A 25,579-nucleotide genomic window follows, 5' to 3' on the forward strand; every position below is an offset into this window, starting at 1 on the left:
GTGCGCCGGTTAGCAGCGCGTGGGGCCTTGCGCTGGGCGCCGGGTGAGCTCTTGCCCACCCACGGGCGGCCCCCTCAGAGAGTGAGTGAGGTCGGGTGGGTGGGTGGGTTATTGGGGCCAGTGGGATAGCGCTACGTGGAGGGCCCGTACGCCCTTGGTCCAGGAGCGCTCGAAGTCGCGCGGGTGGGCGTAGCCGCCGCGCAGTTCCAGGTCCGCGTAGCCGTGCAGGGTGCTGCGGAGCAGGCGGACGGCGTCGGTCAGGTCCGGCTCTGTCAGCGCGTAGCCGTCGCCCAGGAGCTGGTACGTCATTTCGATCGCCCGCTCCCCCGCAGGGGACGCGTAGCCAGCCTCCAGCGGGAGCTGCGTGGCCGCGTACCGGCCAGGGCACTCCAGCGCGAAGGAGCGGTACACGACCGCGAACGCGGTCAGCGCCGACTCGCCCGCCCGCCCCGCCAGCTCCGGCGCCAGCCGCTCCGCGAAGTCGCCCGCCGCCAGCACCGCCACCCGCATGCGCAGGTCGCGGAGGCCCTTCACATGCGAGTACAGGCTCGCGTCCCGCACCCCGAGCCGCCGCGCCAGCGCCGACACGGTGAGCTCATCCAGCCCCACCTCGTCCGCGAGATCCGCGGCGGCCAGCGCCACCCGCTCACTCGTCAGCCCCGCTCGCGGCATGAGAAAATTCCTTTCCTAGGATCCCTAGCCTATGCCCTAATGGAATTATGAAGCCACTCACCGAGACCCAGATCCGCACCTCGTTCATCAACACCACCAAGGGCGAGGCCAAGCGCCTCAACCTCCCCGACCTCACCACCCAGCCCTGGGACGACCTCGACTTCCTCGGCTGGCGCGACCCACGCGCACCCGACCGCAGCTACCTCGTCACCGAGGAACTCGGCATCGCCTTCCGCTTCCCGTCGAAGCAGCGCGGCTTCCTGCACCGCAGCATGTGCTCGCTCTGCTTCACCACCCACCCGGGCAACGGCGTCTCCCTCCTGGTAGCCCGCAAGGGGCGCGCAGGCGACTCCGTCGGCCTCCACATGTGCACGGACCTGTCCTGCCCGCTCTACGTACGCGGCTTGAAGCAGCCCGCCCCGGGCGGCCGCTTCGAGGAGTCGCTGAGCGTGGACCAGCAGGCGGAGCGGATGATGAGCAAACTGGATGAGTTCGTGGGGAAGCTGCGGGGCTGAGGTGCTGCACGAACCTCGCGATGAGGAAATCACTCGCGGCGCGGCTGCCGGCCGTCTTGCCCAAGTCAAGGCCAGATTCGCGGAGATCGACGCCATGAATCGTTCCGTGGACGAGGGCGCCCCGGCGCCCGAAGAGCTGGCGGCGGCCCCGGAGGCAGATGCGGCCATGGATGCGTTCTTGGACGCGATCGAGCACGGTGATCGCCCGTGAGGTGCTGAGGAGTTCGCTGCGTGGGTGAAGGCGGCGGTCCTATGCAGGTAGCCGGTGCACCGGCTGTGGATATGACGGGGCGAAAGACGCGGGTGGGTGGTCTGCTGAGCTGGTCGCGGCCGTCGCCATGTCGGCCGCTGCCAGCGCGTCCCGTATCGCCGCGTCCAGGTGCGCGGGCGGGGCTGCCACGCGGGCGTTGATACGGGCCCGGGCGCGGTGCATCGGGCCGGCGTCGGTGTCTACGGACACCGGCGAGCCGTCGCCTACCGCGCTTGCCTTTGTTATCCCGCTGCCGGACATCCCGCCCCGGCTCGCCTCACCCCGGTCCTCCGTCAGCAGCACCTTGATATGCCCGACCACCCACCCCCGCCCGGCCAGCTCCCCGAGCAGCACCTCCGCCCACCGCGCCGACTCGAAGCCGGCCGCCCCGGCCGCCCGGACCTCGACCGCGTGGTTCAGCCAGGCCAGCTCCGCCTCCGCGGCCGCGTAGCGGTCGTAGTCGACGGCCATGTCCCGGTCGGCAGCCCGTCCCGGAGCCTGCGTCAGCACATCCGCCAGCTCCTCCACCCCCGCCCCCGTCCGCGCCGAATACCCCACCACCCGCTTCCCCGGGTGCAGCGCACCCAGCGCCTCCCTGACCGGACCGCCACCCCCCAGATCCGCCTTGTTCAGCCCCACCACATCCGCCTCCTCCACCTGCCGGTCGAAGAGGTACGCCAGATCCACATCCCCGGCCGCCGCCAGCGCCGCGAACCGCGCCGGATCCACCACCGTCACCAGCGGCGCCACCGCGAAGCGGTCCCCGTACAGCCGCCGCAGCGGGCGCACCACCGTCGCCTGCAGGTCCGTGCAGCTGCCCACCGCCTCCGCCAGGATGACGTCCGCGCCGTGTTCCTCCACGCAGCGCGTCGCCGCCGTCAGCAGGTCCTCGAAGCGGCAGCAGAAGCAGCCGCCGGTGACCTCCGCCGCCACGCCGTTCGACGACGACGACGCCGCGACCAGCGTGTCCACCAGGTCCTCGCCCTGGTCGTTCGTGATGATCCCGACCCGCCGCCCGCGCGCCTCGAGCGCCCGCGCCAGCGCGGTCAGCGTCGTCGTCTTTCCCGCCCCGAGGAAGCCGCCCACCGCCGCGAACAGCACGCTCATCGCGCCGTCACCACCAGCGCGTCACCGGCGTGCAGCGTCACGGACTCGCCGAGGGTCACCACCGAGCGGCCGTCCGCCGCCTTCACCTTCCGCACCGCGACCTTTGTCGTACGGCCGCCGGCGCGGCGCCGCTCCACCTTGGCGCGCGACGCATCGCCCGGCACCGCGAGCGACGCCAGCCGCAGCGTCCCGTAACGCAGCTCCACCTCGCTCCGCTGCCCGCCGGTCGTCCGCGTCTGCCGGTACCGCCCCCAGCCCTCCGCCGCCGTGAAGGCCGCCGAGAAGTCGTCCGCGCCCAGCTTCGGCGCGAAGCCGAGGTGGCCGCGCGGGCCGTGGTACTCGAAGCCGGTCGCCGCCAGGTACACGGCGTGGCTCATCATCGCGCGGGCGTAGTGGTCGGAGCACTCGATCTCGTTGTACGGATTGCGCTTGTCGGCCGCATGCCGGTCGTGCACCGCCCGGGTCACCGCGAGCGCCTCGTCCGTCATGCCCTCGGCCATCAGCTGGGCCGCGAACTGGTACTCCAGGCCCGTCCACACCTCGTTGAAGTAGCCGATCGCGAACGGCTCCCCGTCCCCCGGTGCCGTATCGGAGCCGCCGAAGGGCCAGGTGCACAGCAGGGTGCCCGCCTCGCCCTCCGTCGAGTAGACGCGGCCGCCCGGGATTCCGGAGACGTCCTTGTACGACTGGGCGTCGGAGAGGAAGTTGTTCTTGTACATGTTCGCCAGGGCCGTCTTCGCCTTCTGTTCGGGGAAGACGCGGGGCAGGCCGAGCTGGAAGGCGTAGGTCTGGCCGTACATCTGGTCCAGGTGGCAGCCGCGGTTGGAGTTGATCGCGCCCGCGTGGGCCGGGTCCACCAGCTGCTCGAAGTAGCCGTACTCCGCGTTCCACATCTTCGCGTCCAGCTCGGCCGTGCCCTTCGCGGCCAGCGCCCGGCACTTGGAGGCGAAGGCGGTGTCGTTCATGTCGTCGGCCATCGCGGCCGCGGCGTGCAGGGCGGCGATGTACAGGCCGCTGATCCAGGGGATCTCGCCGTACCAGGACGCGTCCAGGGTGTTGTACTGCTCGCCCTCCAGGATCCCGTCCTGGTCGGAGCCGTCCGCGCCGATCAGGAACTCCATCGCCTTCTTCGCCCTGGGCCACACCCTCGTGAGGAAGGCCTTGTCCTTGGCCATCAGATGCTCGCGGTACGTGCGCAGCACATTGCCGCACTGGCCGTCGTGCGCCACGTGCTTGGCCGCCTCGCCGCGGTAGTCGATGGCGCCGGTGTCCTCGTGGTACGCGATGCCGTAGTCGACGCGCTCGCGGGTGTCGCGCTCCAGGTCGGGGAAGAGGCGGGCGATGGACTGGGCGTAATTCCATACGTGGGTGCAGGTGCCGTCGCAGCAGTAGATGCCTTCCCAGGCGTAGAAGCGGCCGTCCTGGAAGCGGTGCACGGTGGAGGTGGCGACGGTGGAGGCGGGGGCGAGGGTGCGCTCCAGGAACCACTGCGGGAGGGTCGAGTCCTCGTACCAGGTGCGGACGAACTGGTGGGTGGCGGTGGACAGTTCCGCGCCGCGGGTGCCGATCACGGCGGCGACCTCACGCGAGTCCTTGAACCGCGTCCCGTAGTGGCGGCGCAGCTTCTCCGCACCGGTCAGGTAGCCGAGGAGCTTTCTGTCGACCAGGTCGAAGTGCCAGGCGAGGACGTAGCGGACGAGCTTCGACTCGCCGGGGGCGAGGGTGACCGGGACGGTGACGGTGCCGGTCACCGTCGTACGGCCGCCGTCGGCCTCCGCCGGCGCGTCTTTTGAGTCGAAGAGGGCGGCGGGGGACGACCAGTCGGCTATCGACGGGCGGACGGCCGCGTCCGGATGCGCGGCGGCCACGGCGAAGGTGCCGTTGTCCGTCAGCTCATCCATCGGCTTGGCGCCCACCGGCTCGTCGGTGAACCAGATCCGGTCGACGTTGATGTGCCCCCAGCCGCCGGTGGCGTCGTCGACGATCTCGATCGTCGCCTGCTTGCCGTCGTACGCGCTGACGTCGAGGGCGCGAGCGCTCAAGGTCTCCGTATTACGGCCGGTGAAGGAGGCGACCGTCTTGCCGTCGACCACGACATTCACGCACGCCTTGCCGACCTGATTGCCGCCGCCCGCGTTCACGGCCACGTACCGGCGGCTGATCGTGAAGGGCTTGCTGACCAGCTTGCCCTTCTCGTCGTCGGCCGCGCCCGCGTCGCCGCCGGCGCGGAAGTTGTGCGAGGTGACGAAGCGGGAGCCGGTGATGTGCAGCGCGCCCTCGCGCTTGAAGTAGTCCGGGCACTCGGCCTCGGTGACAGGCCCGGCGCCGAAGGCCGTACCGGAGACCGTCCAGTCCGCGCCGTACTCCGCCCGCTCCCAGTCCTCGAAAACGATTTCCTCATCCGGCGGTTCACCCTGCGCCCCCGCCTTCGCCGAGTGCTGCACCCCGGCCGCCCCGCCCGCGGCGAATTCCGCCGCCGCCAGGGTTACGGGCTGCGCCTTCCGGCTGCGCACGCACACCGGGTTCTCGGCGTAGCCGAGCAGCTTGGCGGTGACGGGCTTGTCGCTCGTGTTTCTGAGCGTGTACTCGAGGACGGTCGCCGGGAGCGAGGAGTCGGCGGTGGCCGTGGGGATGAAGGGCGAGTAGGCCTGCAGCGTGACGGCGACGGGGACGGCGGGGTCCGCGTACGCGATGGTGGCGACGGGGTAGCGGCCCTGGAAGGTGACGTCCGCGAAGCCGTCGGAGTCGAGGGACTTGGTGCCCTTGGACGGCCCGTCCCAGCGCAGCGCGAAGCCCGTCCTGAACGGGCTCTGCCCCTTCAGCGGCTCCGCGTAGTGCACGCCCTGCCAGTCCGCGCCGCCGTACGGGAAGGCGTCCGGGTTCGCCACCTCCCACAGCCACAGCCGCCCGTCGCCGGCGAGATACACCTGGCCCGCGGCGATCCCGCCGACCGGCATGCCGATGTTGGCGAGGGCGGCCGGGTCGCTGTATTCGGTGGCGCGGCCGGGGGCGGCGAGCTGCTTCAGGCGGTCGTCGTCGATGCCCTTCGCGGCCGGTACGGCGATGGCGCCCTGCGGACGCAGCCCGAGCGCGACGGCCGCGGAGGCGCCCAGGGCGACGAAGCCGCGGCGGTTGAGCCCTACGGCCCCCGAGGAGCAGCAGCGGCCGTCGGTGCAGCAGTGCTCGTCGTAACCGGTCATGAGCGCCCTCTCGTAGACCCGCGGCTCCTTGAAATCGATTTCGGAACCTAGGGACACCTGAGACGAACGTCAATCCCCTGGGCGAGAGTTGTGTTACAGCCGCTCGGCGGACTTGCGCTGCTGCGGCAGCTGGACCGGGAGGTCCTCCGGCTGCCGCACGACGATGTTGCGTACGGGATGGGCGATCTCCACGCCCTCCTCGTGATACCGGGTGTGCAGCCGCTTGATGAACTCGTGCTTGACCCGGTACTGGTCGGTGAACTCCGCCGCCCGCAGGATCACGTTGAAGCCGACCCGCGAGTCGCCGAAGGTGTGGAAGCGAACCACCGGGTCGTGCGCCGGCACGCCGCCCTCGACCTCGGTCATCACGGACTTGCCGACCTCGACGGTCATCTTCTCGACCTCGGCCAGGTCGCTGGTCAGGCCGACGCCCACGGGCACGATGACGGACATCTCCCGCACCGGGCGGTGGAAGTTGGTCATGTTGGTGCCGGAGAGCTTGTCGTTGGGGATGATGACGAGGTTGTCGGCCTCGGTGCGGATCACCGTGTTGCGCCAGTTGATGTCGACGACGAAGCCCTCCTCGCCGCTCGACAGCTTGATGTAGTGGCCGGGCTGGATGGTCTTCGAGGCGAGGATGTGGACGCCGGCGAAGAGGTTGGCGAGGGTGTCCTGCAGCGCCAGCGCGACCGCGAGGCCGCCGACGCCGAGGGCGGTCAGCAGCGGTGCGATCGAAATGCCCAGCGTCTGCAGCAGGATCAGGATGCCGATCGCCAGGACGGTGATGCGGCTGATGTTGACCAGGATGGTCGCCGAGCCGAGGCCGGCGGATCTGGTCCCGACGATCTGCGCCACCGCCCGGGCGCAGCCGAACGACACCACCATGATGAGCGCGGCCACGATGCACTCGTGGACGGTGTGCCCCGTCGACCGGTTCAGCGGCAGCGCGGCCGCCGCGATCGACACGCCGCCGGCGAGCGCGGCCCACGGCGCCATCATCCGCAGGGCGCCCACGAGGATGTCGTCACCGGCCCACCGCGTCCTGCTGGCCCCCTTGCCGATCCAGCCGAGCAGCATCCGCAGCAGGATTCCGGCGGCGAGGCCGCCGAAGACGGCGGCACCTGCGGTTATCCAGTCGCGGAGTTCGAGGGCACGGTTCACGTTGGAGACCTCTCCCGTAGGGGACACGTGCGCGCGCTCGGACACGAGAGCGAATCCGGCGCGGCGGCCATACTGCCTTATCCCGAAACGGGGTTGGGACCCGGAGGGGGCCGATACGGAGTTTGGCGTACGTGGGCGAGACCCGGCCGGGTCAGCGCGAGCAGGGCCATATCGTCCTGGCGGCTGCCGCCCGTATGCGCCGACACGCCGGCCTCGACGGCGGCCAGCAGCTCGGCCGGTGCGCCGAAGACCTGGTCGCACAGGCCCGCTTCGGGATCGTAGAAAACCCCGGCCGCATCCCGCGCCTCCGTCACCCCGTCCGTGAAGAACAGCAGCGACGCCCCCGGCGGGAACTCCACCTCCGCGATCTCGTCCGGCCAGTCCCCGAGGTCCCCCATGCCGAGCGGCAGCGAAGCCTCCGCGGGGGCCACCGGCCGCACCTGCCCGTCCCCGTACAGCATCAGCGGCGCCGGATGCCCGCGGCTGAGCACCCGTACGACCCCCGCTTCGGTGTCGAACTCCGCCAACACCGCTGTGATAAACCCCTCAAGCGGCGCAAGCCCCTGCCGCCGCTGCGCCCCGCGCCGCACCGCGCGGTCCAGCCGGGCGGCGAGCGAGCCCAGGTCCGGCTCGTCCTCGGCCGCCTCCCGGAAGATGCCTACGGACAGCGCGACCGCGTGCACCGCGCCCAGGCCCTTGCCGCGCACGTCGCCGACGATGACGCGGACGCCGTACGGGGTCTCCTGCGCCACGTACATGTCGCCGCCGATCAGCGCGTCGGCGTCGGCGGGTACGTACCGCGCCGCCACCTGCAGCCCGCTCAGGGTCTCCGGCGGGTACGGCAGCACCGCCCGCTGGGCGGCCTCGGCGACGCCGCGGGCGGTGGCCAGGCGGCGGTTGTGCCAGGCGATGAGGCGATTCATGATCACGGCCATGCAGACGACCAGCAGCTCGGTGAACATCTCGACGATCGAGCTGGGCTCGGCCGCGGTGCCATTGGCGATCTCCAGCAGGACCTGGACGGTCAGGGCCAGGACGCCGACCGCGATGGTGGCGCGCAGCGAGTAGACCGGGGCGACGATGAGCGGCGCGGCCTCGAAGAAGGGCAGCGAGGTGTAGCCCTCGGGCGTGAACCAGTAGAACAGCGCGCCGCCGATGATCAGCGGGACGGGCACCCAGCGCACGATGCGCAGCACGCGGGCGGCGAAGCGCTCGCGCCGCCGGTTGGTGATGCGGATGTCTCCACCGCCACCACGCTCGCCGACCTGCATCGTCATCTCCTCAGCCTTACGGGGGACGGGCGGGGGCGCGAGTCGGGTGGGGCGGGTGGGGGTGTGGCGGGGGGACGGGTGGGGTGTGGCGGGCGTCGTAGGGTGCGGGCGTGGTGTCCCCCTCGTCGTCGCCCGTCAGCGTGTCCCCCGTCGTGCGCAGCAAGGCCGAGCGGCTCGGCGCGCCCGGGCGGGAGTGGCTGGCCCGCCTGCCCGCCGCCGTGCGGGAGCTCGCGGCGCGCTGGTCGCTTCTCGCCGTCGGCCCGGCGCTTCCCGGCGGCAGCGAGGGTTACGTGGCGCGTGCGCGCACCGCCGCCGGCGACCCGGTCGTGCTGAAGGTCGCGCTCCCCGGCAACGGCGACCGCGAAGCCGCGGTGCTGCGGCGGGCGGCCGGCCGCGGCTATGCCCGGCTGCTGGCGCACGATCCGGCGCGGCACGCGCTGCTGCTGGAGGCGCTGGGGGCGCCGCTGGCGGAGCTGGGGGCGCCGGCGGAGCGGCAGATCGACGTCCTGTGCGCGACTCTGCGGCAGGCGTGGCGGGTGGAGCCGGGCCCCGGTGACGTACTCGAAGGGAAGGCGACCGGGCTCGGCGAGCTGGTGACGGAGCTGTGGGAAGAGCTGGGGCGGCCGTGCCCGGAGGGGGTGTTCCGGCGGGCCCTCGGTTACGCGCGGCGGCGCGCCGCGGGGGACACCCCGGAGCGCGCGGTGCTGGTGCACGGGGACCCGCATCCGGGGAATGCGCTGCAGCGGTGGGGCGGCGCGGGGGTGGGCGGCGTCGTGGCCGGGGAGTACGCCTTCGTCGACCCCGACGGCTTCCGCTGCGACCCGGCGTACGACCTGGGCGTGGTGCTCCGCGACTGGTGCCCGGAGCTGCGCGCGGCGCCCGACCCCGGCGCGCTGGCCCGGCGCTATTGCGCGCGGCTGGCGGCGGGCGGGGGCGCCGACGCGGCGGCGGTGTGGGAGTGGGGCTACCTGGAGCGGGTATCCACGGGCCTCTACCTGCTCGCGCACGGCGAGTCGGAACAGGCCGGCCCGTTCCTGGAGACGGCGGAGATCCTGCTCACCACCGAGCCCCCTTCCTCATAGAACAAAGGTTAGGCTAACCTAACTACGCGTCCAGCCCGGCACGCAGCCGGAACCACACCCCCACCAGGAGGCCGGAGACCTGATGAGCGCCGTCGAGTTCACTGGCATCACCACGAAGTCCGCCAAGCCCGCCAAGGAACCCACCCCCGCCGAGCGCATCCGCACCATCCTCGCGACCTCCGACTCCCTCGCCCTGACGCTTCTCGACGACGGCTACCGCGCCGACCTGGTCGGCCTGCACTCGGCGGACGAGTACGGCGCCCTCACCCTCCGCCCACCCCGCGACAGCGCCCTCGCCACCCGCGTCGCCGGCGCCGAACTCGGCGACCTGCCCGCGCAGCTGGAGCTCACCGACCTCGCCCCGGTGGCGGTACGGGACCGGGTCCGCGCCCAGGTCACCCTGGCCGGCTGGCTCACCGCGGACCCGGGCCGGCCCGCCGCGGACCACCCCGACGCGAACCGCCTCACCCTCCGCTTCGACTGCGCCCAGGCCACGCTGACCACCCCCTTCGGCAGCCGCACCACCGACATGGACGAGCTAGCCCTGGCCGCCCCCGACCCCCTGGCCCCCGACGAGGCCCGCTACCTCCTCCACCTCGCCGACTCCCACAGCGAAGCGGTGGACCAGCTGACCCGCCTCCTCCCGGCCCGCCGCCGCCGCGGCGTCACCCGCGTACGCCCCCTCGCCCTCGACCGCTACGGCCTCACCCTCCGCACCGAAACCCCCCGCACCCACCTGGACACCCGCCTCCCCTTCCCCAAGCCCCTGCGCAAGCAGTCGGACCTGAACGCGGGGATGCGCGCGCTGTTCAGCAAGGTGGGGGTGGCGTAGCCGGGAATCACTCGCAGGGCTGATATGCAGCACAGTATGCGCGTCGATATGCTGGAAAGAATGACGACTACGAAGCGCATCACGGTAACTCTGCCCGTGGACATACTGGCGGCGATCCAGACCGAGGCCGGCGGAAACGTGTCCGCTTACACGGCGAAGGCCCTCAAGGCACAGGCGGTTCGTGATGCCGCGGACCGCCTCGCCGCCTGGCAGGCCGGGCATGTCGACATGACCGAGGACCTCCAGGCGGTCTCCTTCGACACGCTCGATGACCTTCCCGGCGGTGGGCAGTGAGCATTCCCCCGCCACTGCGTCGCGGTCAGGTCTGGGAGGCGGCAACACCTCGGGGCAGACGCCACGCCTTCGCCGTGCTCCAGGCGGACGCGGCGATGGCCTCGTACCCGCGCACCGCGGTGACAGCGGTGTGCGACACCTCGGGCACAGCGCCCGACACGCTGCTGTCCGCACCGATCACTGCCCCGGTGGCCGCGACGGTGATCGGAACCCAGCTCCACACCATCACCGTGTCGCTCCTGACGTCAGGCACGTACCTCGGGATCATCCCGGACGAAGAGATGGATGCCGTCTCACGCGCCGTGCGGCTCTCACTGGATCCGACCGACTGACCCCTCCCGCACCCACGCCGCGAAATCCTCGATGCCGTCGATGAGCGCCTCGAAGCGGAAGGAGTGGAAGAGGTCGAAGGCGTGGTGCGCGCCCGGGAGTTCGACGTAGATGACCGGTGAGGTGGAGACGGAGCGCAGGGCGGTGGTCACGGAGGTGTCCGCGTCCTCGAATCCGGGCTGGTAGGCGGCTTCGTTGGGGGTGAGCGCGGCGAGCGCCGCCATGTGCCCGCCCGCGGAACTGCCCGTCACGAAGACGCCCGCCGCGGGGTCCGCGCCGTACTCCTCGGCGTGTCCGCGCGCCCAGGCGATGACCTTCTTCGCCGCGCGCGGTGGTGGTAGACGTCCAGGAGGTTGCGGCGGCCGGCGGCGCGTATACGTACCGGCGCCGAGCGCCTCGTCCAGCGCGAGCTCGACCACGGACGCCGCCCGCATCCCGCGCCGGGCCAGCACCACCGTCACCAGATAGCCCACTGCCATCAGGACCACTCCCCCTTCAGTACCGCTGGTTCAGTTCGGTGAACCAGCCGGCGATCTTCGGCACGGCCATACGGCAGTCGTCGGTCAGCAGCTCCTGGACATTGGTGGGCAGGTGCTTGAAGACCTCTTCCTCTTCGTGGTCGTTGTCGAAGAGGCGGGGGGTGCGGTCGTAGGGGACCCGGAAGACGTCGGCCGGGTCCTCGTACAGGAGGTGGAGGCGGTTCTGGGCGATGAGGAAGTACGCGAGGTAGTACGCCGCGCTACCGCCCGCCACCTGCCGCCCCAGCGCCAACGGCTAGTCGTCGGGGCCGGCAAGCGGCGTGACGATGCGCGCGCGCAGGTCCGGCTCCTCCATCCCGGGGTCGAACGGGAACATCGGCCGCCGGATCCGGCGATGTCCCAGGCGGGCCAGGTCCTGGTCGACGCCGCCCGGCGTGAGCGCGAGGCGCCAGTCGGCGGCCAGGGCGTACAACTCGGGCTCCAGGTAGCCGATCTTGACGATGACGATATCCGCCGCCCGCGGCGACAGTGACAGCGCCGTGAAGTCCCGCTCCAGGTGATACGGCTTGCGGTGCGCAGTGAGGATCACGTACACCCCGCCGACCCGCAGCACCACCTCCGTCCCCGCATCCCGGTCACCGTGCCGTACGGCATGCACGACACCGGTCATGGTCAGCGGCCCGGCAGCCCGGTCATCGACCTCCGCGCCCGCCGTGACCGTCACGGAAGCGCCCACCCCCGCCCGCACCGCCTCCGCCACCGCCGCAGCCCCCGGCAGCGACGCGTAGATGACCGTGGGACCGCCCTCCCCGCGGAACTCCGGGCGCGCGAGCACCCGCCCAAGCCCCCACGTCACATCCCCCGCCCCACCCGCCGTCGGGTTGTCGCCGCTGTCGCTGATGACGTACGGGCGCGCGCTCGACCCCAACGCCTCATCCAGGCAGGCGTCGAGCGACCCCGTCGGCGCAACGAACGCGAAGTCCCGCCGAGCCGCCCAGAAGCGCCGCGCCAGCCGCTCCGCACCCCCGGCCACCGCCTCCGGGTCCTGCCCCGTCACCACCACCGCGGCCTGATTGCGCGGCTCGTCCGCCCAGGCGTAACCGACCCACACCGCGGCATCGGTCACCCCCGCCCCCGCCGCGACCTCCGCCACCGCCCCGTACAACCCCCGCGCCGGCTCCACCCGCGTCGAGGTCTGCTCCCCCGCGAGCAGCACCGGCACCGGCACCCAGGCCTTCACCGGCGGGCCCCCGGCCCCCGCCAGCAGCGCCACAAGATTCCGCGCCGCCCGCTCCCGCGTCTCATCGACATCCACATGCGGCGCCGTGCGATAGCAGGTGATCAACTCGGTCCGCGCGACCAGCTCCCGCGAGACATTGCCGTGCAGATCCATGGAGGTGGAGACGTGGACATCAGGCCCCACCACCTTGCGGATACGGGCCAGCAGCTCCGCCTCCGCATCCTCGATCCCCGCCACCGACATCGCCCCATGGATGTCGTACAGCACCCCGTCCACCCGCGGCAGCCCCGCCAGCCGCTCCAGCAGCTCCCCGGACAGCTCGGCATACGCCTCCGCCGTGACCATCCCGCCCGGCAGCGCCTTCCCGACCAGCACCCCCCGCCAGTCGGCGGCCTCCCGCAGCTCACTCCCCGCCGCGAGAAACGGATACCGCTCCAGCACCTCGGCCCCGCGCGCCGGAAAGAACGCGGCGGCCGAGGTGCGGGCGGGCGAGAAGGTCGACGACTCGATGCCGAGCCCGGCGATGGCGATGACGGGACGGCGGTCAGAAGGCCGTCGTACGGCCGTCACCCCGGACTGATGCTGCCGTCCAGCAGCCCCATGACCACCGCGTTGTCCCCGTACGGCGCGTTCTTCATCTCCGGGTCGGCATCGCCCGGGAACTTCTTCACCCGCGGCCCCTCCAGCACCGGATTGTTCCCGTACCGCTCGAAGATCGGGATGATCGGCAGCAGGTCGTTGAAGGCCAGCGCCGCCGCCGTCACGTTTTTCTTCTGCTCGTTCTCATTCAGACCCTGCCCGGAGTCGTTGACCACCTTCTCCAGGTCGATCTTCCCCGTCTCCTCCGTATCCACCTTCAGCTCGAAGCCCATGCCCCGGCCACCCGCATTGCGGGCGATCGGAATGTTGTGGATGAACAGGTCCGCCGCGAAGGAGAAATGCGGGTGCGGATGCTGTGAGGCGCCCCACGCCTGGATGCACAGCTCGAAGTTGCCCTTGTCGATCTCCGGGTTGTACGACTCGAACTTCTGGCCCTTCGGGGTCAGTTCGATGCCGAACTCCTTCAGCTGTTCCGCGATGTTCTCGCCGCAGGCGGACCAGTCCGCGAAGTCCGAGGGATACGAGATGACCCACTTGGCGGCCTTCCCCTGCGGGGTCTGCCATGTGCCGCCGCTCTTCTTCCAGCCGGCGTCGGTGAGCAGCTTCGTGGCCTTGTCGGGGTCGTATTCGTACGTGACGAGCTTCTGCTGGTCGGCGTCGGAGACCCAGTCGGGCACCATCACGTCGGAGAATCCGGCCATGTATTTCACGGCCTTGCCGGACTCGCCGAGCGCCACCTTGCCCGCCTGGTCGCGCTTGATCGCGTACGCGAGGGCCTGCCGGGCCCGGCGGTCGGCGAAGGCCTTGACCTTGTCGTGGTTGATGAAGAGCGCGGGGCCGCTGTAGGTCGGCGGTCGCATGATGCGGTAGCCGGCGCTCTTGAAGGACTTCTCCTGCGCCGGTGTGAAGCCGTGCGTGGCGTAGTCGACGTCCTTCGACTCGACCAGCGGGGCGACGTCCGGGGTCTCGCCGTTGAAGAGGACGATCTTCTCGAACTTCACCTCGTCGGCCCGGAAGCCGTGCTTGTTCTTGACCAGGGTCATCTTGGCCGAGGTGATGAGCTTGGACTCGACCATGAAGGGGCCGGAGGCGATGATCTCCTTGGGCCGGAACTTGTTGAAGTCCTTGTTGAGCGCCACCGCCTTCTTGCCCGTCGGCTTCTCGCCCGCCTCGACGAGCGCGGCGGCCTTGTCCGCCCATTCGCCGTACGTGCCGGTGTCGATGACGGAGCTCTTCAGGATGTAGCGGTCGATGATGGCCGCCGGGGACTTCAGGTGGACGACGAAGGTCTGCTTGTCCGGGGCCTCGATCTTCTCGATCGACGTCCAGGCGGGGGAGTTCTGGATCCACTGGACGTACATGGTGGTCATGTAGTCCTTGGAGGTCAGTGCCTTGCCGTTGGACCATTTCAGGCCGGAGCGGAGCTTTACGGTGAAGGTGGAGAAGTCGTCGTTGAACTCGGAGCTTTCGGCGAGGTAGTAGACGAATTTCTTCTGCGCCCAGTCCCAGTACGCGCCCACGGCGTGGATCAGATCGCTGTACGGGCCGTCGATCAGATACATCGCGACCGGCGCCAGACCGATCGGCCCGCCACCGCGGTTGAAGTGCCCGGCCGGCGGCTTGTTGAACGGATAGGCGCCGTGGAACTCGCCGGACTTGTCCCCGTCCTTCTCCGGATCCGCCTTGGAGCAGGCCGCAAGACCCGGCACCCCCACGGCGGCCACGGTGCCTATCCCGAGCAGCTGGAACAGCCGCCTGCGTGAAATGTCGGACGGTGCGATGCCGTTCATCTCCCCCTCCTTCGTAATGCGATTCGGATCAGCGTGGCCGCGGCCGCCATGGCTCCGGTCCCACCGATGAGGCTGAATACGGTGATCGTGCGTTCAGGGGTGTGCGCATCGGTCGCCGCGAACATCAGCAGCGAGCCGACGACGAGAAAGGACGCAAAGGTCAGCGCCAGCCGCGCGAGGACCTCCACTAGACGCCACCCCCCGCCCGCTGGAGCTCTTCGCGCTCGCCGTCCTGTCCCGCCACCACATGGCAGGACACCTCGCGCCCGCCGGCGCCCGCGAGCAGCTCCGGCTCGATCGCGTCGCAGGTCCCGGGCACGTACAGCGGGCACCGCGGATGAAAGGTGCACCCGCTCGGCAGCGCCGCCAGATCCGGGATGTCGACCCCGCGCAGCCCGGGGTCGCCCCGCCGTCCGGGCGCGAGGTCCGGGACCGCGCTGAGCAGCGCCTTCGTGTACGGGTGCCGGGGGTCGCCGATCACGTCCTCGGTGCGGCCGTGCTCCACCACCCGGCCGAGGTACATCACCGCGATCCGCCCGCCCGTCCCGAAGTGCCGGGCGATGGCGAGGTCGTGGGTGATGAAGACGAAGCCGACGTCGAGCTCCTCGCGCAGCTTCGTCAGCATGCGCAGCACCCCGACCCGTATCGACACGTCCAGCATCGAGGTGGCCTCGTCGGCGACGATCAGCCGCGGGTCGAGGGCGAGGGCCCGCGCGACCGCGATCCGCTGGCGCTGGCCGCCGGAGAGCTGGTGGGGGTATTTGTTCAGGAAGGTGTCCGCGGGTGTCATCTCGACCCGGGCGAGCAGGGCGGCGGCCTGCTCCCAGGCGTCCTTGCGGGATTTCGCGAGGCCGTGGCGGCGGAGCGGGGCGGCGAGGGTGGCGTAGACGGTGCGGATGGGGTTGAGCGAGGCGTACGGGTCCTGGTGGATGAACTGGACCGCTTTCCGGTACGCCGCCCGCTCCTCCTTGCCCAGCTGCCAGATGTCCGCGCCCTCGAACTCGACCGTCCCGGCGACCGGCCTCGCCAGCCCCGCCGCCATCCGCGCCGTGGTCGTCTTCCCGCAGCCGGACTCGCCGACCAGGCAGAGCACCTCGCCCCGCCCCACGCTCAGCGACACGTCACGGACGGCGGGGAGGTCGCCGCGCTTGCTGTGGAAGGTCTGCGATACGCCCTTGAGGTCGAGCAGCACGTTCTGAGCAGACCCAGCGCCGGTCATTCCGCGGCCTCCTCGGACGGGGCGTGGGCAGGAGGCCCGGCCTGCGCAGGCACCTCGGCCGCCGCCGGCATCCGCACCGCCTCCCACCGCAGGCAGGCGGCCTGGTGCGACGGTTCCCCCGGCGGCCGCGCGGCCACCATCCGCAGCCCCGGATCCGTATCGCGGCACTCCTCGATTGCGTACGAGCACCGCGGCGCGAACGAGCACCCCGCCGGCAGCCGCGCGAGATCCGGCGGCGTCCCCGGGATCGACACCGGCTCGGCCAGCCCGCCGTGCACGGTCGGCACCGCCCCGATCAGCCCGGCCGTGTACGGATGCCGCGGCTGCCGGAAGAGGTCGTCCGCCGTCCCCTCCTCGATGATCCGCCCCGCGTACATCGTCGCCACCCGGTCCGCCAGCTCCGACGCCAGCGCCAGGTCGTGCGAGATGAAGATCATCGCGAAGCCGCGCTCGGCCCGCAGCTCCTGCAGCATGTCGACGATCGCCCGCTGGGTGAGCAGGTCGAGGGCGGTGGTCGGCTCGTCGAGGATCAGCACCCGCGGCTCCAGCACCATGGCGAGGGCGATCAGCGCGCGCTGCCGCATGCCGCCGGAGAGCTCGTGCGGGTACGAGCCGAGCACCTGCCCCGGCTCCAGCCGCACCGAGCGCAGGCACTCCCCCGACCGCTCGCGGATCGCCTCCCGGCTGAGCCGCCCCTCCGGCGCATGCGCCCGCAGCGTGTCCGCGAACTGCTCGCCGATCCGTAACACCGGATTGAAGGCATTCATCGCCCCCTGAAAGACCATCGCGGCCTCACTCCAGCGGAAGCGCCGCAGCGGGGTGCCTTCGAGGCGCAGCACGTCGTACGAGGCCGCCTCCACCTGCTCGCCTCGGTCGCCGCCGGGCGCCCGGTAGTGCACCTCGCCGCCCGTGATCTCCCCAGTGCGCGGCAGCAGCCGCAGCAGCCCGAGCCCGAGGGTGGACTTGCCGCTGCCGGACTCGCCGACGAGGGCGAGCGCCTGGTTCGGATAGAGGTCGAAGTCCACCCCGCGGACCGCCTCCACCAGCCGCCCGCCGCTGCGGTAGCCGATCCGCAGATCGCGTACGGACAGCAGCGCCTGCCGCGTCATCGTCGTCTCCGCCATGCGGCTCACCCTCTCGACAGCCGCGGGTTGAAGGTCTCCTCCAGGGCGCGGGTCAGCATCACGAGCCCGAGCTGGAAGAGCGCGATGGCGCAGACCGGGGCGAGGATGAACGCCCGGCCTTCGGGGAGGTAGATCGCCCCGTACGTCCAGGCCTGATGGATCATGATCCCCCAGTTGGCGCCCGCGAGTGGGGCCAGGCCGAGCACGTACAACCCGACCAGGGCGTACATGGCGTTGGTGACCGCGATGATGAAGTTGATCAGGATGTAGCCGGCCATGTTCGGGACGATCTCGACGAAGATGATCCGCAGGCTGCCGAGGTCCTGCAGCCGGGCGGCCTCGACGAACTCGCGCTCCTTGAGCGACAGCACCTGCGCCCTGATCGACCGCATCAGCACCGGCCAGGTGATCACCCCGAGGATGAGCGCCAGCAGGGTCGGCGAGGTCAGCCCGAAGAAGGCGCCGACGACGGCGAGCAGCACGACGGCCGGGACGGTCATCACGACGTCGGTGAGCTGCAGCAGCGCGGAGTCCAGCCAACCGCGGAAGTAGGCGGCCAGCGAGCCGAGCACCACGGCGATGGCGAGGGTGATGAAGGCGGCGAGGAAGCCGACGTAAAGGATGGTGCGGCCGCCGAGCACGACCTGCTTGAGCACGTCCCGCCCTGCGTGGTCGGTGCCCAGCCAGTGCTCACCGCTCGGTCCACCCCAGCGGTTGTCGGCGTCGACGGGATTGCGCTCGTCGACGAAGAGCGGGGCGAGGACGGTCATGCCGATGATGAGCACCACGACGATCAGCCCGGCGAGCCCGGACTTGCTGCGCAGCAGCAGCCGCAGCACACCCTCGGCCCGGCCGGTGGTCTGCGCCAGCGCCGGCTCGGCGACGGTGGGGGCGACGGCGGTCATGCCGGGACTCCCTTCGCCGAGGTCTCCGACTCGCGAATCCGCGGATCAAGCATCGAATTGACGATCTCGGCCAGCAGATTGGCGAAGACGATCACAATCGTCATGATCAGCAGAATTCCCTGCACGGTCGCGTAATCGCGATCATTGACGGCCGCGTACAGCTCGGAGCTCACCCCGTCGTACTTCAGAATCAGCTCGACGAAGATCGCGCTGCCAAAGACAAAGCCGCCCTGCGTGGCGATCTGCGCCACCATCGGCAGGACGGCATTGCGGCCCACGTACTGCGTCCCTATCCGCCGCCCGCTGAGTCCGCGGGCGCGGGCCACCGTGACGTAATCCTCCTCCAGGGTGGTGATCGTGGAGGCCTTCATGACCAGCGCCCAGGTGCCGAAGGTGGTCAGGACGTAGACGGTGACGGGGACGGCCGCGTGGTAGAAGGCGTCGGAGATGAAGGTGAAATTGAGGCCCGGGTCGACGCCGGCGGTGTGGGTGCCGCGGGTCTCGGAGACATTGAAAAGCCCCAGCTGGACGCCGCCGAAGACGACGACGATGATCGCGAAGAGGTAGTTCGGGATGGCGTGCAGCGTCGACCCGACGATGGAGATCGCGTGATCGAGGAAGCCACCGCGCCGGTACGCCATGACGAGCCCGAGCAGCAGGCCCATGCCGATGGCGATGAGCAGCGCGTATCCCACCGTGAAGATCGTCCAGGGGAGGCTGGCGGCGATCTGCTCCATGACGGTGGTGCCGGGGTCGAGGGAGTTGCCGAGGTCGCCGTGGAGGAGCGCCCAGAGGTAGTCGAAGTACTGCTGGATCAGCGGCGTTTCCGGATCGAAGGTGAAGAGGTTGGCGGCGGTGGCCGCGGCCGACTCGTACGTCGAGCCGCCCCTGATCTGCTGCGCGATAAAGGTGTCGACGGGGTTCCCGGGCAGCAGCCGCAGCATGAAGAACATCGCGGTCGTGACGACCCAGATCACGAAGAGACTGCGCAGGATGCGCCGTAAGACATAGTTGTGCCGGATACGCAGCAAGAGATCCATCAACACCCCCGCACTCGGTGTGTGTTGAAGAGTGTGGCCGGAATACGCCGGGGTCAAGGGTCCGGACGGGTCTTTGGTCTAAACAAGTGCGATACGGCCGACGACAGCCCATGATCAAAAACAAAAGGCCCCACCCTGTAAAGGATGGGGCCCCATGGGGCTGGTGGAGATGGCGGGAATCGAACCCGCGTCCAACGGTGCGGAACCAGGGCTTCTCCGTGTGCAGTCCGCTGCGATTTTCTCGGCCCCGGAGATCACGCGGACAAGTCTCCGACGGGCTCAGTCACTGTTAAATGTCCCGATTACACCCCGTGACCGGGTGCTACGGTGAGTTCCCTAGCTGATGCCAGGATCCGGAGCGGGAACAGCCCCGGGCTGACACTTCGCAAGTCGCTACTTAGGCAGCGAGGGCGAAGGAATCGCGCTTGGAATCGGCGATTATTGGTTGCGACATATGGTTAACGAGATCATTGTCGCTTCCTCGACACGCTTCCCCTGCTTCGACATCCGCTGTCGAAACCGATCATCCCCATGTGTTGTTTTCAAACGGTGCCACCGCGCGGGCGGCACTGCCCATCGTACGGGAACAACGCCCCCGGTGGCCAGCGCATTCCCGCCGGGCGGGCCCGCTACGCCCGCTGCCGCCGCCGCACCGCGGAGATCGCCTTCTCGGTCTCCCGCCGGTCCTGCTTCTCGCGCAGCGTCTGCCGCTTGTCGTACTCCTTCTTGCCCTTCGCCAGCGCAATCTCGATCTTGGCGCGGCCGTCCTTGAAGTACAGCGCGAGCGGCACGATCGTGTGCGACGACTCCTGCGACTTCGCCTCGAGCTTGTCGATCTCGGCGCGGTGCATGAGGAGCTTGCGCTTGCGGCGGGCGGTGTGGTTCGTCCAGGTGCCCTGGGCGTACTCGGGGATGTGCACGTTGCTCATCCAGGCCTCGCCGCCGTCGATGTGGATGTAGCCGTCCACGATCGAGGCGCGCCCTTGGCGCAGTGACTTCACCTCCGTGCCGGTCAGCACGATCCCGCACTCGTACGTGTCCAGGATGTGGTAGTCGTAGCGTGCTCGCTTGTTCTGCGCGATTAGTTTGCGACCCGGGTCCTTTGAAGTAGCCATAGCCGGGACATTGTCGCCTAGAGGCCGCCTCCGAGGCCACTCAATACCCGGCTCGCCTCGTCCTCGGGGTCCGCGCCGCCGGTGACCGCGAGATCGGGCTCGACGCCCGTGCCCTCCAGGACCCGCCCGGCAGGCGTGCGGTACGTGCCGACGGTGAGCTCGGCGACCGTGCCGTCGGGCATCTCGGACGGCATCTGGACGGTGCCCTTGCCGAAGGTACGGGACCCGACCACGACGGCCCGCCCCCGGTCCTGCAGCGCCCCGGCCAGCATCTCGGCGGCGCTCATCGTGCCGCCGTCGACGAGGACGACCATGGGCGTGCCCGTATCGCCGCTGCCCCTCGCGTAGAGCGCCTCCTGGTCGCCGCGATTGTCGTACGTGGCGACCACGCCGCGGTCGAGGAAGGCGGAGGCGGCGGTGACGGCCTCCTTGACCAGGCCGCCGGAATTGCCGCGCAGGTCGAGGACGACGCCGGTGCCGCGGGCCGCGCGGGCCGCCTTGCGGATCTCGGCGCCGCTGCCCTCGGTGAAGGAGGTGACCTTGATGGTGGTGGCGTCCGCGGTGGCCGTACCGGAGCGGTCGACGGTGACCGGGCGGGCCTGCAGCCGGGCGCGCTGGAGGGTGCGCTCCCAGTGCCGGCCGTCGCGCTCCAGGCCCAGGGCGACGGCGCTGCCGGGCTTGGCGGTGGCGTCGGTGCCGCGCAGCCGGGCCACGACCTCGGTCACCGGCAGGTCCGCGACCTTGCGGCCGTCGACCGTACGCAGCACGTCGCCGGCGCGGATGCCGGCGGCGTCCGCGGGGCCGCCGGGCTGGACCCGGGTGACCTTTATCACCTCGCGGGAGCGGGACTGGGCGATCCACAGCCCGACGCCGACGTAACGGCCGTCGAGGGTCTGCTGGAAGTCTTCGTATTCACGCGGCCCGTACGCCGCTGACCAGCGGTCTCCGCTGCGGCTGACGAGCTCGCGGGCGTCGGAGCCGCCCTGCGGGGCGGGCTGCGCGCGCCGCGGGCCCGCGCCCTTGTCAGCGACAGCCTCGGAGGCCAGCTGCGCTCCGCGGCCGGTGTCCGTCAGCGTTCCGGCGGCGGCTCCGGTGGCCAGCACCCCGGCAAAGACCAACGTCAGGGCGGCCCCGCGCCGGATGGCACGGGGCGGGACACAGCCAGACGGACCCGACATGCGGCTGAGTCTAGGACAGACGCGGGCGGCGGATGGGAAGTTGACGCCACGTTCCACCGACCGCGTCGGTCCGATTAGTCACACCTTCAAGTACTTGCGCAGAGCGAAGAACGCTGCCAGCGCGGGCATCAGCAGGCCGATGGCGAAGACCAGCGGCAGCACCTTGATCACGGCGTCCCAGCCGACGAAGTTGATCAGAAGGATCTTCTCCGAGAGCCAGTTGTCGATCATGAAGTACTTGCCGCCGACCAGCAGCACCCCGGCGAAGCCCGCGCCGATGAGCCCCGCGATCGCCGCCTCCATGATGAACGGCAGCTGGATATAGAAGCTGGACGCGCCCACCAGGCGCATGATCCCGGTCTCCCTGCGCCTGCTGAACGCCGACACCCGCACGGTGTTGACGATCAGCATGATCGCAACGACCAGCATCAGCGCCATCACACATAGAGCCGCGATATTCATGCCGTTGAGCAGATTGAAGAGGTTCTCCAGCAGGTTCCGTTGGTCCTGGACCTCCTGGACCCCGGGTCTGTCCGCGAAGGCGGAGGAGATGACCTGGTACTTCTCCGGGTCGGTCAGCTTGATGCGGAAGGACTCCTGCATCTGGTCCGGGGTCAGCGAGGAGGCCAGCGGGGAGTCGCCGAACTGCTCCTTGTAGTGCTTGTACGCGTCCTCGGCGGACTCGTACTGAACACTGTCGACGATCTTCAGGCCGTCGAGCTCGCTCCGGATCTCCTTCTTCTGCTCGGCGGTTACGGCGCCCTTCTCGCAGTTCGGGGAGGACTCGGCGTCCGCCTTATTGCAGAAGAAGATGGAGACGTTGACCTTGTCGTACCAATAGCCCTTCATGGTGCCGACCTGGTCCCGCATCAGCAGGGAGGCGCCGAAGAGACCCAGCGACAGGGCCACGGAGACGATGACCGCGAAGGTCATCGTGAGATTGCGGCGGAGACCGACGCCGATCTCCGAGAAGACAAACTGGGCGCGCATGCCCGTCCTTTCCAGCTAGTCGGGCAGCTCAGTGCTGGTAGCCGTACACACCGCGGGACTGGTCGCGGACCAGCAGGCCCTTTTCCAGCTCGATGACGCGACGGCGCATCTGGTCGACGATCTGCTGATCGTGGGTGGCCATGATCACGGTGGTGCCGGTCCGGTTGATCCGGTCCAGCAGCTTCATGATCCCGACCGAGGTCTGCGGGTCCAGGTTGCCGGTGGGCTCGTCCGCGATCAGCAGCATGGGGCGGTTGACGAAGGCCCGTGCCACCGCGACCCGCTGCTGCTCACCACCGGAGAGCTCGCCGGGCATCCGCTCTTCCTTGCCGGCCAGGCCGACCAGGTCGAGGACCTCGGGGACGGTCTTACGGATCTGGCCGCGCGGCTTGCCGATGACCTCGAGGGCGAAGGCGACGTTCTCGCCCACCGTCTTGTTCGGCAGCAGCCGGAAGTCCTGGAAGACGGTGCCCAGCTGGCGGCGCATATGCGGCACCTTCCAGTTGGACAGCCTGGCCAGATCCTTGCCAAGCACATGCACCTGGCCATGGCTCGCCCGCTCCTCGCGCAGGATGAGCCGCAGGAAGGTCGACTTTCCGGAACCTGAGGAACCCACCAGGAAGACGAACTCGCCGCGCTCGATGTCGAGCGAGACGTCCCTGAGTGCAGGACGGTTCTGCTTGGGATAGGTCTTCGTGACGTTGTCGAATCGGATCACGGGTGCACCACGTAGCGGCCTTGTTATTGAGCGGAGGAGGCGGGGAAGCCTCCCGTCTGGACGCTGCGACACTACGCGAAGGTGTGGCGGGTGCGCAGTCGCCGCCGGTCGTTGGTGCGTTTCGTCACGGTTGGCCCCGGTGCCCTGGCGCCTGGGGGCGCACGCCTGGTGCCTCCTCGTAACGGACTGGGGACGTGCAATCGGCCCAGAGCTGGCACAGTGGTAGGAGGAACGCCCTCGCCCCCTGTCACCGGGGCGTGCGCGGGGCGTACGGATGAGGGGGAGGGAGGAGTGAGCGCATGACACGCGACTGGCTGGTATGCGCCAACTGCGCCGGGCCCGTCAGCGAGGGCCGCTGCCCGGTCTGCCGGGCAAGCAGGCAGCGCATGCAGCGGGAGAGCGGCGGCTTCGGCCTCAGCCCCACCGTCATTCTGTGGGTGATCGCGCTGCTGGCGGCGATCACCGCGGTGCTGTATCTGGAGCACCAGACGGCGTAAGCAGAGCAGCTCCGCTGCGTCCCGGGGGCCTGGGGGCGCAGCCCTGTTCGTACGCGAGAAGGCCCCGGAGCCGTGCTCCGGGGCCTTCTCGGCGCCTATGCGCGCTTTGCCGCGCTACGCGGCCTGGCCGCGGTCCATGGCGCGCGGCAGGAAGCGGAAGCCGACGCCGCCCGCGATCATGACCGCCGCGCCGACGATGAGGAACGTCGTCTCGCTGGCGCCGGTCTCGGCGAGCTCCTCCTGCGGCTTCTGGTTCCCGGCCGGCTGTGCGCCGCCACCGGTCGTGCTGCCGCCGCCACCGGTCTCGGTCTCGCAGACGACGGTGCCATCCTCGATGTCACAGTCCGCGCCGCCACCGCCGGTCGAGCCGCCGTTGTCACCGCCGCCGGTGGACTGGCCGCCGGTGGCGTTGCCGCCGCCGGTGTCGCCGCCGCCGGTGGTCTGGCCGCCCGTGGCGTTGCCGCCGGTGTCACCACCGGTGTCGCCGCCCGTGTCACCGCCGGTGTCGCCACCGGTGTCCGAGCCGCCGTCGTCGCCACCCGTAACGGTGCCGCCGATGCTGTCATCGCCGCCGGTGTCACCACCGGTGTCGCCGCCCGTGTCCGAGCCGCCGTCGTCACCACCGGTGACGGTCCCGCCGATGCTGTCATCGCCACCGGTGTCGCCACCGGTGTCCGAGCCGCCGTCATCGCCGCCGCCGCCGTTGACCAGGCCCACGATGGTGCCGCCGTCGTCACCACCGGCAACGCCGACGATGGAGCCGCCGTCGTCCTCCCCGGCCTTCGTCTCCGCCTGCGTGCTCGCCTTCGGCGACTCGTCCTGGCCGTCCACGGCCAGGGCGGCGCCCGCGGCAGTAAGCGAGGCACCACCAGCAATCACCGCGCCAGCGGCGATCCGTGCCACGCGAACGCGCATCTTCCTAGTCATGAAACCGCTACCCCCAGTAGCCGTCGAAATGCCAATGCCGATCCGGCGGTTCAGCTTTCCCAGTTTTCACAGGGGAGTCAAGGCGCATTGAGGATCGATGCCCGGCAAGATCGGACAAGTCCGGCATGGCTTCGCCGGATTGTGACAGGACCGGCAACTTCCGCTTGCGCCCGCGACGATGGCGCCACGTCGAGCACGACCGGGGTCAAGAGCCCGGCGGCCGGTGAGGTCAGCCCATCATCGCGAGGCCGTCGCCCGCACCTCCCAACCAGCGCGATGGCCTCAGGTGGGCCTCATGCCCAAGCGGCAAGCAGTTCCTCGGGTCCGAACATGGTGGCCGGTTCCACGTGCGCGGGGGTGCGGGATACGGCGATCAGCGGTGTTGTCTCGTCCGCTCCGGGCAGTTGGGCGCGGTGGCTGATGAGGTCGCGGTCGTCGAATGCGCGCTGTTCCAGCCACTTGATCGAGCCGACGGCGGTGAGTTGTTCGGCGATCGGGGCGCGGTCCGCGGCCACGATGTCGATCTCCGGGTCGTTCGTACGCGTCCAGTAGCCGCCCACCGCCCCCGTCCCCTCCGGCAGCGCCTCATCGCCCAGCGCGTAGAGCGCCTCCCGTACGACAGGCTCGATCGCCCGGCCGCGCCAGGAAGCCCACGGCGCCAAGAACAAGCCGCGCCTGCGCATCCGCCGGGAATTCCGCCGCAAGTGAGCGCTCGCCGCTGACGATCAGCGCCGAGGTCGGATCGGTGACGACGTCGGCAAGGTAATCGAGCGGCCGGGCGCCCTGCGGCCATTCCTCCAGCACCAGCGGCAGCCCGCCGGAAACCAGATACGCGTCGATTGCGTCCGCCGGCGACAACTCGAGGGTGGCGGCGACATCGGCTGGGCTGAGCGGCGGGGCCACCATCTCGGTGGCGCGCTGATGGAATGGCCGGTCGTAGTCGTTCAGGCGCTCCATCATCGCCAGATCCGAGCCGACGCACAGCAGCAGCACGGGCTTTCTCGACAGCTCCCTGTCGAAGATCCGCTTCCACGAACATCCGC

Annotated in this window: 26 protein-coding genes, 1 other RNA gene and 1 pseudogene; 7 read left to right on the forward strand and 21 right to left on the reverse strand. The window is 70.2% G+C overall.

Going from position 1 to position 25,579, the window contains the following annotated elements:
- Positions 1 to 108 precede the first annotated feature (108 nt).
- Entirely contained in the window at positions 109 to 672 is a 564-nt protein-coding gene (locus tag ACNNMR_RS16605) for a TetR/AcrR family transcriptional regulator (RefSeq protein WP_419995387.1), read from the reverse strand.
- Between the two features lie 47 nt (positions 673 to 719).
- On the opposite strand from ACNNMR_RS16605, the gene ACNNMR_RS16610 reads away from it, so the two are divergent.
- Together ACNNMR_RS16610 and ACNNMR_RS16615 are read left to right on the forward strand one after the other, a co-directional pair.
- Entirely contained in the window at positions 720 to 1,187 is a 468-nt protein-coding gene (locus ACNNMR_RS16610) for an FBP domain-containing protein (protein WP_419995388.1), read from the forward strand.
- A 1-nt stretch (position 1,188) separates the two neighbouring features.
- Positions 1,189 to 1,398, forward strand: coding sequence for a hypothetical protein (locus ACNNMR_RS16615; protein WP_419995389.1), 210 nt, complete (start codon positions 1,189 to 1,191; stop codon positions 1,396 to 1,398).
- A gap of 39 nt (positions 1,399 to 1,437) precedes the next feature.
- Here the strand turns inward: ACNNMR_RS16615 and ACNNMR_RS16620 are convergent, their stop codons facing one another.
- From ACNNMR_RS16620 to ACNNMR_RS16635, 4 genes are all read right to left on the reverse strand, one after another.
- A complete protein-coding gene (locus ACNNMR_RS16620; protein ID WP_419995390.1) occupies positions 1,438 to 2,544 on the reverse strand; it encodes a GTP-binding protein in 1,107 nt (368 codons plus the stop codon).
- Positions 2,541 to 5,744, reverse strand: a complete 3,204-nt coding sequence (locus ACNNMR_RS16625) for a GH116 family glycosyl hydrolase (RefSeq protein ID WP_419995391.1) — start codon at positions 5,742 to 5,744, stop codon at positions 2,541 to 2,543. Before ACNNMR_RS16625 ends, ACNNMR_RS16620 begins: the two co-directional genes overlap by 4 nt.
- A gap of 93 nt (positions 5,745 to 5,837) precedes the next feature.
- A complete protein-coding gene (locus ACNNMR_RS16630; RefSeq protein ID WP_419995392.1) occupies positions 5,838 to 6,905 on the reverse strand; it encodes a mechanosensitive ion channel family protein in 1,068 nt (355 codons plus the stop codon).
- A 77-nt stretch (positions 6,906 to 6,982) separates the two neighbouring features.
- Complete coding sequence (locus tag ACNNMR_RS16635) at positions 6,983 to 8,182, reverse strand: PP2C family protein-serine/threonine phosphatase (RefSeq protein ID WP_419995393.1); 1,200 nt, start codon at positions 8,180 to 8,182, stop codon at positions 6,983 to 6,985.
- 104 nt (positions 8,183 to 8,286) lie between these two features.
- Here ACNNMR_RS16635 and ACNNMR_RS16640 point away from each other — a divergent pair, with 104 nt between their 5' ends.
- The 4 genes from ACNNMR_RS16640 (at position 8,287) to ACNNMR_RS16655 (ending at position 10,716) form a co-directional block, all read left to right on the forward strand.
- Positions 8,287 to 9,258, forward strand: coding sequence for an aminoglycoside phosphotransferase family protein (locus ACNNMR_RS16640; RefSeq protein WP_419995394.1), 972 nt, complete (start codon positions 8,287 to 8,289; stop codon positions 9,256 to 9,258).
- An 82-nt stretch (positions 9,259 to 9,340) separates the two neighbouring features.
- A complete protein-coding gene (locus ACNNMR_RS16645) occupies positions 9,341 to 10,090 on the forward strand; it encodes a DUF2470 domain-containing protein (RefSeq protein ID WP_419995395.1) in 750 nt (249 codons plus the stop codon).
- A 60-nt stretch (positions 10,091 to 10,150) separates the two neighbouring features.
- Positions 10,151 to 10,384 (forward strand): hypothetical protein, encoded by a 234-nt coding sequence (locus tag ACNNMR_RS16650; protein WP_419995396.1) that lies wholly within the window; start codon positions 10,151 to 10,153, stop codon positions 10,382 to 10,384.
- 74 nt (positions 10,385 to 10,458) lie between these two features.
- On the forward strand, positions 10,459 to 10,716 hold the full coding sequence (locus ACNNMR_RS16655) for a hypothetical protein (RefSeq protein ID WP_419995397.1): 258 nt from the start codon (positions 10,459 to 10,461) through the stop codon (positions 10,714 to 10,716).
- Here the strand turns inward: ACNNMR_RS16655 and ACNNMR_RS16660 are convergent.
- From ACNNMR_RS16660 to ftsE, 14 genes are all read right to left on the reverse strand, one after another.
- Positions 10,696 to 11,193 carry a hypothetical protein gene (locus ACNNMR_RS16660; protein WP_419995398.1) on the reverse strand — a complete coding sequence of 166 codons (498 nt, stop codon included), beginning with the start codon at positions 11,191 to 11,193 and terminating at the stop codon, positions 10,696 to 10,698. The two genes, ACNNMR_RS16655 and ACNNMR_RS16660, sit on opposite strands and share 21 nt — an antisense overlap.
- Before the next feature lie 16 nt (positions 11,194 to 11,209).
- Positions 11,210 to 11,467 carry a hypothetical protein gene (locus ACNNMR_RS16665; RefSeq protein ID WP_419995399.1) on the reverse strand — a complete coding sequence of 86 codons (258 nt, stop codon included), beginning with the start codon at positions 11,465 to 11,467 and terminating at the stop codon, positions 11,210 to 11,212.
- A 21-nt stretch (positions 11,468 to 11,488) separates the two neighbouring features.
- Complete coding sequence (locus tag ACNNMR_RS16670; RefSeq protein ID WP_419995400.1) at positions 11,489 to 13,003, reverse strand: M81 family metallopeptidase; 1,515 nt, start codon at positions 13,001 to 13,003, stop codon at positions 11,489 to 11,491.
- The gene (locus ACNNMR_RS16675; RefSeq protein ID WP_419995401.1) at positions 13,000 to 14,823 is read right to left on the reverse strand and encodes an ABC transporter substrate-binding protein; all 1,824 of its coding nucleotides are present in this window, start codon (positions 14,821 to 14,823) and stop codon (positions 13,000 to 13,002) included. The genes ACNNMR_RS16670 and ACNNMR_RS16675 overlap by 4 nt, the downstream gene beginning before the upstream one ends.
- On the reverse strand, positions 14,820 to 15,011 hold the full coding sequence (locus ACNNMR_RS16680) for a hypothetical protein (RefSeq protein WP_419995402.1): 192 nt from the start codon (positions 15,009 to 15,011) through the stop codon (positions 14,820 to 14,822). Before ACNNMR_RS16680 ends, ACNNMR_RS16675 begins: the two co-directional genes overlap by 4 nt.
- Positions 15,011 to 16,042, reverse strand: coding sequence for an ABC transporter ATP-binding protein (locus ACNNMR_RS16685; RefSeq protein ID WP_419995403.1), 1,032 nt, complete (start codon positions 16,040 to 16,042; stop codon positions 15,011 to 15,013). The genes ACNNMR_RS16680 and ACNNMR_RS16685 overlap by 1 nt, the downstream gene beginning before the upstream one ends.
- Positions 16,039 to 17,166 (reverse strand): ABC transporter ATP-binding protein, encoded by a 1,128-nt coding sequence (locus ACNNMR_RS16690; RefSeq protein WP_419995404.1) that lies wholly within the window; start codon positions 17,164 to 17,166, stop codon positions 16,039 to 16,041. The genes ACNNMR_RS16685 and ACNNMR_RS16690 overlap by 4 nt, the downstream gene beginning before the upstream one ends.
- Before the next feature lie 5 nt (positions 17,167 to 17,171).
- Positions 17,172 to 18,071, reverse strand: coding sequence for an ABC transporter permease (locus ACNNMR_RS16695; protein WP_419995405.1), 900 nt, complete (start codon positions 18,069 to 18,071; stop codon positions 17,172 to 17,174).
- Entirely contained in the window at positions 18,068 to 19,111 is a 1,044-nt protein-coding gene (locus tag ACNNMR_RS16700) for an ABC transporter permease (protein ID WP_419995406.1), read from the reverse strand. The genes ACNNMR_RS16695 and ACNNMR_RS16700 overlap by 4 nt, the downstream gene beginning before the upstream one ends.
- A gap of 161 nt (positions 19,112 to 19,272) precedes the next feature.
- Positions 19,273 to 19,642: a transfer-messenger RNA gene (gene ssrA, locus ACNNMR_RS16705) on the reverse strand.
- 98 nt (positions 19,643 to 19,740) lie between these two features.
- On the reverse strand, positions 19,741 to 20,226 hold the full coding sequence (gene smpB / locus ACNNMR_RS16710) for an SsrA-binding protein SmpB (protein ID WP_419995407.1): 486 nt from the start codon (positions 20,224 to 20,226) through the stop codon (positions 19,741 to 19,743).
- A gap of 17 nt (positions 20,227 to 20,243) precedes the next feature.
- Positions 20,244 to 21,404: a S41 family peptidase gene (locus tag ACNNMR_RS16715; RefSeq protein ID WP_419995408.1), complete on the reverse strand. Its 1,161-nt coding sequence runs from the start codon at positions 21,402 to 21,404 to the stop codon at positions 20,244 to 20,246.
- 78 nt (positions 21,405 to 21,482) lie between these two features.
- Positions 21,483 to 22,394 (reverse strand): permease-like cell division protein FtsX, encoded by a 912-nt coding sequence (gene ftsX / locus ACNNMR_RS16720; RefSeq protein ID WP_419995409.1) that lies wholly within the window; start codon positions 22,392 to 22,394, stop codon positions 21,483 to 21,485.
- A 28-nt stretch (positions 22,395 to 22,422) separates the two neighbouring features.
- Positions 22,423 to 23,112 (reverse strand): cell division ATP-binding protein FtsE, encoded by a 690-nt coding sequence (gene ftsE / locus ACNNMR_RS16725; RefSeq protein WP_419995410.1) that lies wholly within the window; start codon positions 23,110 to 23,112, stop codon positions 22,423 to 22,425.
- Positions 23,113 to 23,411: 299 nt separating this feature from the next.
- Here ftsE and ACNNMR_RS16730 point away from each other — a divergent pair, with 299 nt between their 5' ends.
- Positions 23,412 to 23,609: a hypothetical protein gene (locus ACNNMR_RS16730; protein ID WP_419995411.1), complete on the forward strand. Its 198-nt coding sequence runs from the start codon at positions 23,412 to 23,414 to the stop codon at positions 23,607 to 23,609.
- 114 nt (positions 23,610 to 23,723) lie between these two features.
- Here ACNNMR_RS16730 and ACNNMR_RS16735 read toward each other — a convergent pair whose 3' ends face one another.
- Complete coding sequence (locus tag ACNNMR_RS16735; protein ID WP_419995412.1) at positions 23,724 to 24,512, reverse strand: hypothetical protein; 789 nt, start codon at positions 24,510 to 24,512, stop codon at positions 23,724 to 23,726.
- A gap of 317 nt (positions 24,513 to 24,829) precedes the next feature.
- Positions 24,830 to 25,565, reverse strand: a pseudogene (locus ACNNMR_RS16740) (DUF234 domain-containing protein); the annotation flags it as partial.
- Positions 25,566 to 25,579: the final 14 nt, after the last annotated feature.

This window comes from Streptomyces boninensis, from assembly GCF_048572725.1.
GTDB classification, from domain to species: domain Bacteria; phylum Actinomycetota; class Actinomycetes; order Streptomycetales; family Streptomycetaceae; genus Streptomyces; species Streptomyces boninensis.